The organism is Mucilaginibacter sp. cycad4 (assembly GCF_034263275.1).
In the GTDB taxonomy this organism is placed as follows: Bacteria; Bacteroidota; Bacteroidia; order Sphingobacteriales; family Sphingobacteriaceae; genus Mucilaginibacter.
The window spans coordinates 3,783,438-3,798,748 of record NZ_CP139559.1 but is presented as its reverse complement, the minus strand read 5'-3'; the positions used below and the strand labels follow the sequence as shown (position 1 = coordinate 3,798,748).

At 43.4% G+C, this 15,311-nt stretch carries 9 protein-coding genes; all 9 read left to right on the top strand.

Annotation, left to right across the window (positions count from 1 at the left end; genetic code table 11):
• Window positions 1-177 precede the first annotated feature (177 nt).
• The 9 genes from SNE26_RS15355 (at window position 178) to SNE26_RS15315 (ending at window position 15,192) form a co-directional block, all read left to right on the top strand.
• The gene (locus SNE26_RS15355; protein ID WP_321554818.1) at window positions 178-3,204 is read left to right on the top strand and encodes a SusC/RagA family TonB-linked outer membrane protein; all 3,027 of its coding nucleotides are present in this window, start codon (window positions 178-180) and stop codon (window positions 3,202-3,204) included.
• 25 nt (window positions 3,205-3,229) lie between these two features.
• A complete protein-coding gene (locus SNE26_RS15350; protein WP_321554817.1) occupies window positions 3,230-4,627 on the top strand; it encodes a SusD/RagB family nutrient-binding outer membrane lipoprotein in 1,398 nt (465 codons plus the stop codon).
• 121 nt (window positions 4,628-4,748) lie between these two features.
• Window positions 4,749-5,687, top strand: a complete 939-nt coding sequence (locus tag SNE26_RS15345; RefSeq protein WP_321554816.1) for a dihydrodipicolinate synthase family protein — start codon at window positions 4,749-4,751, stop codon at window positions 5,685-5,687.
• 6 nt (window positions 5,688-5,693) lie between these two features.
• Window positions 5,694-6,695 carry a 4-hydroxyproline epimerase gene (locus SNE26_RS15340; RefSeq protein ID WP_321554815.1) on the top strand — a complete coding sequence of 334 codons (1,002 nt, stop codon included), beginning with the start codon at window positions 5,694-5,696 and terminating at the stop codon, window positions 6,693-6,695.
• Between the two features lie 320 nt (window positions 6,696-7,015).
• Window positions 7,016-8,260 (top strand): FAD-dependent oxidoreductase, encoded by a 1,245-nt coding sequence (locus tag SNE26_RS15335; protein WP_321554814.1) that lies wholly within the window; start codon window positions 7,016-7,018, stop codon window positions 8,258-8,260.
• Between the two features lie 426 nt (window positions 8,261-8,686).
• Window positions 8,687-9,589, top strand: coding sequence for an AraC family transcriptional regulator (locus SNE26_RS15330; RefSeq protein ID WP_321554813.1), 903 nt, complete (start codon window positions 8,687-8,689; stop codon window positions 9,587-9,589).
• A gap of 42 nt (window positions 9,590-9,631) precedes the next feature.
• A complete protein-coding gene (locus tag SNE26_RS15325; RefSeq protein WP_321554812.1) occupies window positions 9,632-11,431 on the top strand; it encodes a DUF885 family protein in 1,800 nt (599 codons plus the stop codon).
• A gap of 90 nt (window positions 11,432-11,521) precedes the next feature.
• Window positions 11,522-12,955 carry an amino acid permease gene (locus tag SNE26_RS15320; protein ID WP_321554811.1) on the top strand — a complete coding sequence of 478 codons (1,434 nt, stop codon included), beginning with the start codon at window positions 11,522-11,524 and terminating at the stop codon, window positions 12,953-12,955.
• A 14-nt stretch (window positions 12,956-12,969) separates the two neighbouring features.
• Entirely contained in the window at window positions 12,970-15,192 is a 2,223-nt protein-coding gene (locus tag SNE26_RS15315; RefSeq protein WP_321554810.1) for a putative Ig domain-containing protein, read from the top strand.
• Window positions 15,193-15,311 lie beyond the last annotated feature (119 nt).

Sequence of the window (15,311 nt, the reverse complement as noted above, 5' to 3'; positions counted from 1 at the left end):
ACGCTTTAACAGGTTTTTATATAAATATAATATCAATTTAATGCTATTGTAACAGGAATGTTAAGATACGGGTAGTATTGGCAAATTTCATAAAAAAACAAGGGGTGCCTCCCGGATAGTTTTACGTGGCTGGAATACAGCGTGTAATACATAGTCATTAACCCCAAAATTTAATTTATGAAGTTTAAACAATTACTAAAGAGGTTCATTTTGCCTTTACTAAGTGTGTTTGTGTTTTGTTACAGCACCTACGCGCAAACAGTAACATTAAAAGGAAAGGTAACCGACGAGAAGGGCGAGCCTATAGCCGGCGCTTCCGTTAAAATAAAAAATACAAGCGCCGGTTCTGTTACCAATGGCAGTGGTATGTTCAGCCTTGATTATACCGGGCAGGGTACACTAATTGTAACCGCAATAGGTTTTACTGCGCAGGAGCTTAAGCTCACAGGTCAGGCACAGGTTAATATTGCCTTAGCCGAAGATAACAAAGTGCTGAACGAAGTGGTTGTTACCGCATTGGGTATCAAACGCGACAAAAGGATTTTAACTTACAGCTCACAAGAAGTAAAGGCAGAGTCGATCACACAATCAAAAGAGCCCAACCTGGTAAACGCGATAGCCGGTAAGGTTGCCGGTGTTCAGGTTACAAGCTCATCTGGTACGCCGGGTAGTTCGGCAAGGATTGTGATTCGTGGAGGATCTTCAATTTACGGTACTAATGAGCCTTTAATGGTAATTGACGGCGTTCCTGTTGATAATACTGAAACAGGCAACCTAAACTCGGGGCCTGGAACTAACCGTATTGCAGATATAGATCCGTCGATTATTGCCAGTATGAACGTGTTGAAAGGTGCGGCAGCTACAGCTTTATACGGTTCAAAGGGGGCCAACGGTGTTGTCATTATTACCACAAAAAACGGCGCCTTAAATCAAAAACCGCTGATAACTTTTTCTTCTGATTTTTCTTTCGAAAACCCGCTGTTGCCGCAAATTCAAAATAAGTATTCGCAAGGTACAAACGGTATTTATTATGATGGTGTGAATCAAAAAACAAGCACATCATGGGGCGCGCGCATGGATACTCTGAAAATAAACGGGCAGCCTGCAAAAGTTTATAATCAGTCAGATCTGTTCTTTAAAACCGGACATACATATAACAATACCGTTAATATTGGCGGCGGCGGTAACAATTCTACTTACCTGGTTTCATACTCTAATTTTAATCAGCAGGGAACAGTTCCGACAACTAAATTTTTGCGTAATACTTTTTTCGCAAAATATAGTGCGCAGGTGTTAAAAAATCTGAATACCACTTTTCAGTTAAATTATTCAAACTCGCAAAATGATAGGTTACCTGAAGGGTATGCGCTGGAAAGCCCGGTTTGGACAATTTTTACTGCGCCGGTTTCATACAATTTGCAACCTTATTTAAATGCTGATGGCACCCAGCGTTTATATCGTTTCTCGCGCAATAACCCATATTGGGTGTTGGATAACATCAAAAATCATTCGGGTGTTAACAGGTTTTTACCAACTTTTACTGCAGATTATAAACCTTTGTCGTGGTTGACCATTACCGAAAGGTTTGGTGCCGATGTTTATACTGAAATGGACAGGTACCATGAATCAACCCAGTCGGTATCCAATCCCAATGGTCGGCTTGTTGACCAGAATATCAATTACCGCCAATACAATAACGATTTATTGATTAGTGCTAATAAGCAATTTGGTGATTTTAATGTAGATGTTATATTGGGTAATAACCTGATCTCAAACTATACGGAAAATACCTATGCAAATGGTGTAGGTTTAACTGTACCTGGCTTGTACAATATGTCATCTGCTTCAACAGTTACTTATAAAGAGGCTTCATACTTGCAACGTAAGGTTGGTTTTTACCTGCAATCAAACATCGAGTATAAGCGCTTCCTGCTATTATCATTAACCGGCAGGTATGATGGTAACTCGGTATTGTCAAAAGATCATAGCTTTTATCCTTATGGCTCTGCCGCTGGTAGCTTCATCTTCTCAGAATTTTTTAGCCCGGAATTTTCAAAAGTAATGAACCTGGGTAAAGTAAGGGTTTCATATGGTACTGTTGGTAATGACGGCGGCATAGGTCCTTATAGTTTATTAACACCATATAATAGCGCAACTATCCGTAATCTTATATTCCCTTATGCAGGGCAGGCCGGCTTTTTGAAAAGTGATGTACTTGGTAACCCAAATCTGAAAAACGAACGGATTAACGAGTTTGAAGCAGGCTTTGAAGCAGGCTTTTTTAATAATCGTATCAGCCTTGAAGCCTCATTTTACAGCAAAAAAACAATTGACGGCATTATTTCACAAGTGGCCCTTGCGCCATCAACAGGCTATGCCTACACAAGTGTAAATTCGGCTATAATGCGTAATAGGGGTATCGAAGTATTGTTAAATATTACGCCAGTAAAGAGCCGTGATTTTAACTGGGACCTTACCTTGAATTTTACTCGTAACCGGAACAAAGTACTTTATCTTGATAAGGACCTGTCATTGATTAGCAATGGTTTTACTAATGTTATAGTTGGCCAGCCTTACGGTGTGATATACGGTACCCGTTACGCTCGTAATGCGGCAGGTAAGTTATTGATTGATGATACAGGCCTTCCATATGCCGACGATACACAGGGTATAGTAGGTAATATTAATCCAAACTGGCTTGGTGGTATAAACAATAATTTCAGGTACAAACAATTCAATTTCAGTTTCTTTTTTGATATCAAGCGTGGCGGAGATATTCAAAATAACGTTGATGGCTATGGTTATTTTTATGGTACACCAAAGGTTACCGAAAACCGTGGTTTAAGGGTAGTTGATGGCGTAAATGCTACTACCGGGCAACCAAATACTATAGCGGTTAACGGCCAGGCTTATTACCAGCGTGCAAACGGCGTTTTGGAATCGGTTATTCAGGATGGTAGCTATGTAAAACTGCGTAACGTAAGTTTGGGTTATACTTTAAAACCATCATGGTTAAGTAAAAGCCCCTTCAAATCGGCAACATTTAGCGTAACCGGCCGCAACCTTTGGATCCACGCTCCGCACTTTACAGGTGGTGACCCCGAAGTTAGCTCATTTGGTTCTGCAAACGGATCACAAGGTATCTATTCATTCTCAACCCCAACTTCAAGATCAGTTGATTTTAGCTTGAAAGTTACCCTATAATTTAAATCATTAATAAGAAATTGTCATGAAAAATAAATATATCACGTTAATAACATGCGCGTTGGTAAGTTTTACGGGCTGTAAAAAATACATTGATGTAAACCAGGACCCCAACAGGCCTATAGATGTTAAAGAAGCACAGATCCTTGCACCGGTTGAGGCTGCCATATCACAAAATATCACTGCTGCGGGTGGTGCTAACCTTGCCATAGTACTACAGCAATACCTGCAGGTAATAGCTTTGAATCAGGTACCACCTAACTTTGGCACCTACCTCATGTATCACCAGGATATGGATAGTGATTGGTATAATTTTTACACGCAGGTAATGAATAACCTTGTACTGTTAAACAAAAAAGCGGAAGCCGATGGCAATGCCAATTACGCCGCTATATCAAAGATCTTGCTGGCTTACACGCTTGGCTCAGCTACTGATGTTTGGGGCGATGTGCCGTTTTCAAAAGGCTTTCAGGGGATTGCTAACGTTGCCCCAACTTATGACAGCCAGCAATCAGTTTATACGCAGATCCAAACCCTGCTTGATAATTCCATTGCCGATATTGCCAAAAACAGCACCACCGTGCCGACTGGCGATGATTTTTACTACACCGGTGATATGAGCAAATGGAAAAAGGCCGCTTATACATTAAAGGCGCGTTATTATATGCACCTCACTAAAGCACCGGGGCATACAGCTGCCGCCCAGGCACAACTGGCCCTAACCGCTCTTGAAAACGGCATGACAAGTAATGATGATGATATGAAAATGCCTTTCGCCGGTAGTGCCGGTGCCGAAAATCCATGGCAGCAAAACTTTTTGCCGGGTTCAACGCTGGTATTAGCTTCAACGTTTGTTGATGGTTTTGCGGCCAGGAAAGATCCGCGCCTATCAAAAATGGTAGCACCGGCTATTGAAACCGGTTTATATACCGGAAGGGTGATTGGCTCGGACGATATTGGTAGTTTGGAATCGTATTCATTAGGTGGTTCTTTTTATGCAAGTACAAGCTCAAATAACTACATTGTTACTTATTCGGAGGCGTTATTTTTAAAAGCCGAAGCTACATTTGTAATATCAGGAGCAACTGCGGCTCAACCGGTTTATTCGCTGGCGGTTAAATCGCATATGTCAAAACTGGGTATTACTGATGCCGTTGCGGATAGCTATCTAACTTCAAGGGGAGCGCTTACAAGTACTAACGCTATAAAACTTATTATTGAAGAAAAGGTTGTGGCTAATTTCCTGTCGATGGAAAACTATACGGATTGGAGGCGTACAGGCTACCCGGCGTTAAGCAAGGTTAAAAATGCCTTGTCGGATATCCCACGCAGGGTGTTGTATCCTCAAACAGAAATGACCGCAAACCCCCAGCCGCAGCAAAATGCTAAGCTCACCGACAGGGTTTGGTGGGATGCGCAATAAGCATTATTTAGCAGGCAATAAGCATGTGTTTGACATTATTGGTTAAAATACGGTTAGTGTCTGCTAAATTGTTAAATAAACTTATTTAATACTATTTTAGTTTTGTGAAAAATATTATACAATGATAACTTTTGATTGGAAAGGTGTACTCCCTGCAGTAACTACAAAATTTACAGATAATGACGAACTTGATTTTGATGCTTTTGATATAAACCTGAACGCCCAGCTTGAGGCCGGTGTTGACGGATTTATATTAGGCGGCTCATTAGGCGAAGCAAGCGTTTTAAGCGATGATGAAAAATTTGCGCTGCTTGCCCATACCGTTGAGTTTGTTAAAGGAAAAGTTCCCGTTATATTGAACATTGCCGAGCAAACTACCAAGGCAGCTGTTGCTTATGCTCAAAAAGCTTTTGATAAAGGCGCCGATGGCTTGATGCTGTTACCGCCTATGCGTTACAATAGCGAAGCCCGCGAAACAGTTGCTTACCTTACAACTATTGCAAAAAGCACCGAACTGCCAATCATGATCTACAATAACCCTGTTGATTATAAGATTGAGGTTACTTTAGATATGTTTGAACAGCTTGCCGCTTATGACAATATCCAGGCGGTAAAAGAATCAACCCGCGATGTATCAAACGTTACCCGTATGATCAACCGTTTTGATGACAGGTTTAAGATCTTTACCGGTGTTGATCCGCTGGCTATGGAAAGCCTTGTTATGGGTGCTGACGGCTGGGTTGCCGGTTTGGTTGATGCTTTCCCTAAAGAAACTGTTGCTATTTACCGTTTGGTTAAAGCAAAAAGGTATGACGAAGCTTTGGCTATCTATCGTTGGTTTTTACCTGTGCTTGAGCTTGATATCCACCCTAAGCTGGTACAGTACATTAAACTGGCCGAGGTTGCAACGGGTATAGGTACCGAAAATGTACGTGCGCCTCGTTTGCCATTAATTGGTGCGGAGCGCGAAAAAGTTCAAAAAATCATTAATGATGCACTTGCCGCAAGGCCTGAGCTACCTGTAGGCAGCTGGGGTAAATTAACCGAAGTAGCGTTATAATAACATATGGCAAGTAAAACTTTCTTTTGTGTTGATGCCCATACCTGCGGCAATCCCGTAAGACTGGTGGCCGGTGGCGGTCCCACGCTTAAAGGCGACAACATGAGCCAGAAACGTCAGCACTTTTTAAAAGAGTATGACTGGATCAGGACGGGCCTGATGTTTGAACCAAGGGGGCATGATATGATGTCGGGCAGTATCCTGTACCCGCCTCATGATCCGGAAAACGACGTTGCCGTTTTGTTTATAGAAACCAGTGGTTGTTTACCCATGTGCGGTCACGGAACTATCGGCACCATTACCATAGCCATTGAAGAAGGGTTGATCCAACCCAAAACTCCGGGTATAGTACGTATGGAAGCGCCTGCCGGTCTTGTATTGATTGAGTACAAGCAGGAGGGCAAAAAAGTAACCTCGGTAAAACTCAGGAATGTGGCAGCTTACCTTGCCGCGACTGATTTACAGGTAGAATGTCCTGACCTTGGTACGCTTACCATAGATGTATCATATGGCGGTAATTACTATGCCATTGTTGATCCTCAGCCTAATTTCAAGGGCATCGAAGATTATACCGCAGGGCAACTGATAGCCTGGAGCCAGGTGCTGCGCAAGCGTATCAACGAAAAATATCAGTTTGTACACCCGCAGGATCCTACTATAAACACCTGTACCCATATCCTTTGGGCCGGTGCTACGCTATCGGCAGATGCTACGGCGCGTAACGCTGTGTTTTATGGCGATAAAGCTATCGACAGGTCGCCTTGCGGAACAGGTACATCCGCCCGTATGGCGCAATGGTTTGCCAAAGGTAAACTGAAATTAGGTGAGCCTTTTATTCATGAAAGCATCATCGGCAGCAAATTTACCGGCCGGGTTGAGGAAGTGGTTAAGATCAATGACTTTGATGCCATTATACCAAGCGTAGAAGGCTGGGCCAAAGTTTACGGCTACAACACCATCAAAATAGATGATGACGATCCGTATGCGCATGGTTTCCAGGTGATATAACAATATCTCAAAGCGTCATTGCGAGGAACGAAGCAATCCCAAACTATACAGGGCGAACTTGCTAATGGGGGATTGCTTCGTTCCTCGCAATGACGTTAGCGTTTAACTGTCATGTTCCCTCAGGGTCTCTCGCAGAGGACCCTGAGGTTCACCGCTTTCTAAACATCTAACAAGTATCCAGAACAGCGAATCTGCATAGCGTATACATCAGGGTCCTCTTCGAGAGACCCTGATGGGACGTTTGAACTGTTTTTAATTAATAATTTTCTAAATAAAAAGCTTTCGGCTTTCCGCCTTAAGCTTTCAGCTTAAAATAAAAAATGGCAAAGGTGCTGATAATAGGAGGTGGGATAGTAGGGCTTAGTTCGGCTTATTATTTACAAAAGGCCGGGCATGAGGTTACTGTGCTTGATAAAGGCGATATGACCGATAGCTGTTCATACGGAAACGCCGGTATGATAGTGCCAAGCCATTTTATCCCGCTGGCAACGCCGGGTATGGTTTCGCAAGGTATCAAATGGATGTTTAACAGCAAAAGTCCGTTCTATGTAAAACCATCCTTAAACCCCGAACTGATTTCATGGGGATTAAAATTTTTAAAGAAAGCGAATGCCGCGCACGTTGAAAGGTCTGCTGTTCCTTTAACGGAACTTTCCCTGCTTAGCAAAAACCTTTATGAAGATCTGAGCAAAGAGCCCGGTTTTGATTTCGACCTGGTTGAAAAAGGCATCCTGATGTTTTATAAAACCGAAAAGGCTGGTGAGGAAGAAGCCCACATGGCAGAAAAAGGCAGGGAATTAGGCCTGGATATGGCCGTACTTAGTGTTGATGACTGTAAAAAACTACAGCCAAAACTTGAGCTTGATGTATTAGGCGCGGTTCATTACCGCTGCGATGCACACCTGTCGCCCAACAAATTGATGGCTGCTTTAATCAAACATCTGAAAGCTGCCGGTGTAAACCTGGTTACTAATAAAGAGGTTACCAAAATTGAAACCAAAGGCGGCAAAGTGAGCAGGGTATTGGCAGGTAACGAGGAGTTTAGTGCCGATGAATACGTTATTGCAGGCGGCTCCTGGTCGCCGGCCATAGGCAGGCTGTTGGGTGTAAAGATCCTGCTGATGCCGGGCAAAGGTTATTCTTTTAATGTGAAAGATAATAGCGAAACCATGCATATCCCTGCACTGCTGGCCGAAGCAAGGGTAGCTATTACACCGATGAACGGTGGTTTACGCTATGGGGGTACTATGGAACTTGATAAGATCAACGACCGGATCAACATGAACCGCGTAAAAGGTATTGTTGAATCGGTGCCGAAGTATTTCCCCGGTTTAAAGCCTGCTGTTCCGGAGCAAAAGGATATCTGGTTTGGCTTCCGGCCTTCATCTGCCGATGGATTGCCTTATATCGGCAGGAGCAAACAATATAACAACCTGACTGTAGCTACCGGGCATGGAATGATGGGGCTTAGCCTCGGGGCGGCAACCGGTTTGCTGGCAAGCGAAATTATATCGGGCAAACCAACTACTATCGATATTAAAGAATTTGCACCTGAAAGGGTTTAATTTAAATTATCGATCCTCTTTCCGGCATGCCGGAAAAAACAGAACCGTTCATCAACCCTGATGAGCGGTTTTTGCTTTAAGGGGCGTGGGTTTTATTACCTGGATCATAAAAAACGCTTCAAAAATCGGTTTTCTGCGTAAATCAGGTGGATTGAGTTGGTTATATAATAGTTGTTTATTTGACAATTAAAGATATTTTATTCGGTCAAATTGTACATGGATTAACTATAGTTTTGTTTTTAAGTGTTTGTGTAACATTTAATCGATGTTTTATTTGCTGGATAAAAATAGGTTTTTCGATCAATTTCAGGCGCTGTATCAACCATAAATTACCAAATATTAACCGTATTTTATCCTTTTATTGAGATTTGTTGGCAAATTAAGTTAAGTAATTGTAAATTCAACAAGTATTAATCAATGTAGCAGATGAAAGTTTTACAATTTACCATCCCGGTTCCGCACGATAAAAGTGTGATTGCAGAAAAGGTTTGTTTGCCTTATCATTATCCATACCTGCACCGCCACAAGGAAATTCAGCTTACCTGGATCCAGCAGGGGGAGGGTACTTTGATTGCAGGAAATAACATGCATGATTACTCTGCCGGCGATCTGTTTTTAATAGGCGCCAACCTGCCGCATGTGTTTAAAAGCAACCCCGAATACTTTGCGCCCAACGCTAATAAACAAATAGAAGCACTTACTATATTCTTTAATCCGGAAGGAGCGCTGGCGCCGCTGTTTAATCTGCCCGAGCTTAAACCAAGCCTCATATTTATGCAGCAGCACCAACAGGGTTTTAAATTGCCGCACCATGTGGTTGATAAAGTGTCGCAGATCATGATCGCCCTGCAAAAGGCATCAGGGCCGGATCAGTTGATCCAGTTTTTTCACCTGCTTAAAGGGCTTACCAATATTAAAAGTAAATTGGACCCTTTATCAACATACGGTAACCTGCCGGGTATCACCGAAAACGAGGGGATCAGGATAGGTAATATTTACAACTATATTATGCAGCACTACAGCGAACCCATCACGCTGGAGGATGTAGCTAAGGTAGCTTACATGACGCCTGAATCGTTTTGCAGGTATTTTAAAAAGCATACCGGTCATACCTTTATTTCGTTCCTCAATGAAATCAGGATCAACGAAGCCTGCAAAAAGCTTATCGCTCATAAGTTTGAAAGCATTAATACGGTAGCTTATAAATGCGGCTTTAAAAGCATCACCAACTTTAACAGGGTGTTTAAATGCGTAATCGGCAATTCGCCCCGCGGTTATCTCGACTCTTATAACAATAATCTCATCAGCCTTAACAGGGCTGCAAGCTAAATACAGCGCGCTTTATTATTTAATCAAACATACCACCATATCGTGTTTATACATCCCTCTAAAACTGTAAAAGGGCTAATCCTTTGCGCCCTTACTATTGGTACCCTGAGTTTAAATGCGCAAACTGCCGCACCCGGCAATTTGTATGAGCAAACCAGCGAAATAGCCGGTACCATTATCCGGTACGGGCAGGATATGAATGCCATACATGAATTTTATTCGCCCTATAATGTTAATGACCGTGCTGAAGAACAGTATAAGCAGGATGTCATTAACTCGCCCGAGCAGCGCAAAAGGCTCATTGAAGTAGATAACGATTACCTGAAGCAACTGGATCAAACCGATTTTAATGCTCTGAGCATTTATGGCAAGGTTGATTATATCCTGCTAAAGAAACGCATCAACTTTGATCTGAAGGATTTGAAAAAAGAAGAAGACCTGTACAGCCAGGCCGCCAAATATATTTCATTTGCCGATGAGATCTATGCGCTTGAACAAAAGCGCCGCCGCGGAACATTTGTAGATGGAGAAAAGATTGCAGGCGATCTGAATAAGATCTTGAAAGAACTTAAAGCAGATACAACAGCGTATCATAAACTTCCATCGGTGGATATGCCGGTGGCTAAAGTAACCAAAGCTGCTTTATTGGGTTTGAAAGGCCGTTTAAAGGACTTTTTTGGTTTCTATAATAAATACGATCCTTCGTTTACCTGGTGGGTACCTGAACCTTATAAAGCCGTTGACAATGCGTTGGAAAGGTACAGCGAGCTGGCCATAAGCAAAGGAAAGCTGAACACCAGTCAAAAAAGCGATAGCAGCGGTATAAAAGGCGTGCCAATTGGCAGGCAGGAGCTTATTAATCAGCTACAGGCCGAAATGATCCCTTACACGCCTGAAGAACTTATTAAACTGGCCAATAAAGAGTTTGCCTGGTGCGATAAGGAAATGCTAAAGGCATCGCAGGAAATGGGGTTTGGCAGCGATTGGAAAAAAGCCCTCGAAAAAGTGAAGAACAGCTATGTGCCGGTAGGTCATCAGCCTGAACTGATCGTTAAACTATATAACGATGCCCTTAGTTTTATCAAAGAACGCGACCTGATCACTATACCGCCTTTGGCCGAAGAAACCTGGGGCATGGTGATGATGTCGCCGCAGAGGCAGTTAGTTAATCCTTTTTTTACCGGTGGTAAGGAGATCAGTATCTCATACCCAACCAATACCATGCAGTATGACGACAGGCTGATGAGCATGCGCGGCAACAACCCTTACTTTTCAAGGGGCACTGTGCAGCATGAGCTGATCCCTGGTCATAACCTGCAATATTTTATGAACAGCCGTTACAAAGCTTATCGCCAGGATTTTGGGACGCCATTCGCCATTGAAGGTTGGGCTTTATACTGGGAACTGTTGTTGTACGATAAAGGCTTTGCCAAAACCCCCGAAGAACGTGTAGGGATGCTGTTTTGGCGCATGCACCGCTGTGCAAGGATCATCTTTTCGCTCAACTACCATTTAGGCAACTGGACACCACAACAGTGTATCGACTTTTTGGTTGATCGTGTAGGCCATGAACGCGCCAATGCCGAGGGCGAAGTAAGGCGCTCATTTGAAGGCGGCTATAGCCCGCTTTACCAGGTGGCCTACCTGCTGGGTGGTTTGCAGTTGATGGAATTGAAAAAAGAACTGGTTGATAGCGGCAAGATGACCTACAAGCAGTTTCATGATGCCGCCATTAAAGAAAACCTCATCCCGGTTGAAATGCTCCGTGCAACATTAACCAACCAGGCTTTAACCAAAGATTTTACAACCAGCTGGAAGTTTTACGATTTCGGCGGCAAGTAACGCTAATAATTAAAAATAGTATTGATGGCAAGGCCAATAGCTTTCAGCTTTGTGCATTCCGCTTTCAGCTAAAAAAAGATCACTCATTTTATGGACAACAGCACTTCTTTTAAGCCCTCATTACGGTTAATGGATGCCACCATGCTGGTGGCAGGCAGTATGATAGGCTCCGGTATTTTTATTGTGAGCGCCGATATTACCCGCAACGTGGGCAGTGCAGGCTGGCTGCTATTTGTTTGGCTCATCACCGGTTTTATGACCCTTACCGCCGCCCTGAGTTACGGCGAACTGAGCGCTATGTTTCCAAGAGCAGGGGGACAGTACGTTTACCTTAAAGAAGCCTATCGCCCACTAATTGGTTTTTTATACGGGTGGAGTTTTTTTACGGTGATCCAAACAGCTACTATAGCGGCGGTGGGCGTGGCCTTTGCCAAGTTTACTGCATACCTTATCCCGCAATTGAGTGAAAGCATTGTCGCTGTCGATCTGGGTTTCGTGACCATATCACCGGCGCAACTGCTTTCCATATTGGTGATCGTGTTTTTAACCTATATTAACACCCGCGGGGTAAACAGCGGCAAAATTGTACAAACTATTTTCACCATGGCCAAGCTGCTGAGCTTGCTGGGGTTAATCGTATTTGGCCTGTTTTCTTTAAAGGCTTCGGTTTGGAATGAGAACTGGAAGAATGCCTGGAGCATGCATAGCCTCAGCGCCAACGGTTCTATCGCGTCATACACTACTATTGCCGCTTTAGGCGCCATAGCATCCGCCATGGTTGGTTCCATATTCAGCAGCGATTCATGGAACAACGTAACTTTTATCGCCGGCGAGATCAAAAATCCGAAAAGGAATATCGGTTTAAGTTTGGCCTTGGGTACGCTGATCGTGACGGTGATCTACATTTTAACCAATATCATGTATACAGGTGTACTTTCATTGCATGATATAGCCACCGCAGATAAGGATAGGGTGGGTGTTGTGGCTTCGCAGCACATCTTTGGCAGTTCGGGTACAGTGATCATTGCTTTGCTCATCATGGTATCCACCTTTGGTTGTAACAACGGGCTCATCATGTCGGGGGCAAGGGTTTACTACTCTATGGCAAAGGATGGGCTTTTCTTTAAGAAAGTAGGTACGCTGAATAAAAACTCGGTGCCGGGCTTTGGCTTATGGTTACAGTGTGTTTTTGCCTGTCTGTGGAGCCTGAGTGGTAAATACGGCGATCTGCTGGATATGATCTCGTTTGTGGTCGTAGTTTTTTATGTGCTTACGATTATCGGGATCTTTATCCTCCGCAAAAAAATGCCCGATGCTGAACGGCCATATAAAGCATTCGGTTACCCGGTGCTGCCTGTTATTTATATCATTATGGGCATAGCTTTTTGCCTGCTGCTCATCAAATATAAACCGGCTTATACTTACCCGGGCCTGATCATCACCTTAACCGGCATCCCGGTTTATTACCTGATAGGCGGCAGCAAAAAAAGCAAAAACGCCGAGCTCCCGGTTGAAAGTTTATAGACTATCATTTATTCATGAAAAAGATCTTATTGCTGCTTGGGTTTATTTCCATTATTACTGCAGCGTACGCTCAGAATGGAAATTTTATCAAGCTAAGCACTGCTAAGTTTTCTACCGGAAATAACGCAGTCTGGAAAAATGCTGATTTTAACGATACCAATTGGAAAAACATTAAAGTAGGCGATGTATGGCAGGAACAGGGCTACCCGGATTATCATGGCTTTGCCTGGTACCGGATCCATGTGGTTATTCCATCGTCGTTAAAAAAGCAAGCGGTTTGGGGCGATAGTTTGCGTGTATTTCTTGCGCATGTTAATGATGCCGATGAAACTTATTTTAATGGCAAGCTGATTGGTAAAACAGGCGCTTTCCCTGAAGATAAGGGTGGTTATGTGAGCAAATGGCCTGCGGTGCGTAATTATTGCATAGCAGCAAATGATCCGGCTATTAAATGGGACCAGGAAAATATCATCGCTATTAAAGTTTATGATGGGGGCGGCTCAGGTGGTATTTTTATGGGTGCACCCTATATTGATATGCTCGAAAAATTTGACGGGATTGTCTTGACCCAAACAGATATCAGTTTTTTACCAAATGCCCAATCTGTTCGGAAACTAACTATAGGCAATAGCTTTAAAACCAATATTACCGGCAAATTTCGTTATAAGATCATTGATGACGTTACCCAAAAAACAATTGCAGAAAAAACTGTAAACTCAAACCTGGCACCACTGGGCAGGGAAACTTACACATTGACTTTCCCGCATCGTGAGGGGATCAAGCTGTTTTATGAATTTACTGAAAGTGCATCGGGCAAGACTAAGACCTTTGCCGAGATAGCACCTTACTTGCTTACTCCTAAGGCATCGTTAAAACCAATGATCAACGGAGCCGCAGTTTTAGGTGTGCATCCCGGCTCACCGGTACTCTACAAAATCGCGGCAAGCGGGCAGAAACCGTTAAACTATGCAGTCAGAAGTTTGCCACAAGGTTTAGTGTTTGATCATAAAACAGGTATTATAACAGGGGTAGCACCTAAAGCAGGAGATTACAAAGTTTCTGTTTCTGTAAGCAACAATTTAGGAAGAAGCGAACGAATACTTACCGTTAGATCCGGCAAATTGTTAGCGCTTACACCGCCAATGGGCTGGAACAGCTGGAATTGCTGGGGGCTAAATGTAAGCGACGAAAAGGTAAGGCTTTCGGCCAAAGCGATGGTTGATAGAGGGCTCACCGATTACGGTTGGAACTCTATTAATGTAGATGATGGCTGGCAGGCGCCTGCAAGGCAACAAAACGGAGAAATAGTTGCTAATGAGAAATTTCCGGACATGAAAGCGCTTGGGGAGCACCTGCATCAACAGGGATTAAAGTTTGGTATTTATTCGTCGCCGGGCGCTAAAACCTGTGGCGGATACCTGGGTTCGTTAGGACACGAAGGGCAGGATGCCGGTACTTATTTTAACTGGGGTGTTGATTATTTAAAGTACGACCTGTGCAGTTATTCGGATCAAACGGCCGGCGATACTACACTGCCCGCCCAGCAAAAGCCATATATGGTAATGCGTGATGAACTGGCAAAACAGCCCCGTGATATTGTTTACAGTATTTGCCAGTACGGTATAAAAGATGTTTGGAAATGGGGCGCCAAAATGAATGGCAACCTGTGGCGAACCACCGAGGATATTACCGATACCTGGGAAAGCCTTTACGGCATCGGCTTTAGCCAAACCAATAATGATGCCTATGCGGGGCCGGGTGGATGGAACGACCCTGATATGCTCATTTTAGGCAGGGTAGGCTGGGGCGAAAACCTGCACCAAACCAACCTTACACCCTATGAACAATATACGCATATGAGCTTATGGAGCCTTTTATCGGCCCCATTATTAATCGGTTGCGATATGGATAAGCTTGATGATTTTACCCTTAACCTGTTAAAAAACCGTGAGGTAATTGCCATTGATCAGGATGTAGCAGGCAAACAGGCCTTGCGGGTGATCAACGATAAACAGATCCAGGTTTGGGTTAAACAACTGGCAGATGGCAGCAAGGCTATAGGTATTTTCAATCTTGATGAAAAATACGCGAAGTATACGCTTGATTTTAAGAATATCCATATAGGTAAGGTTAAAATAGTGCGGGATCTCTGGCAGCAAAAAGATATCGCCAAAAATGTTGCTGCTGTTTCTTGTAACATCCCCCCACATGGGGTAAGGTTTTATAAATTGATGTAAACAAGACGTCTGCCTATGTGTTGAGTATTTAACTGCTTGACCGTTTTTTAATCTGTTTTGAAGTTGCGCTGTAGAAATAAGATAAAATTCTGCTATAACTGGTTAGGAATCTTCAGCAC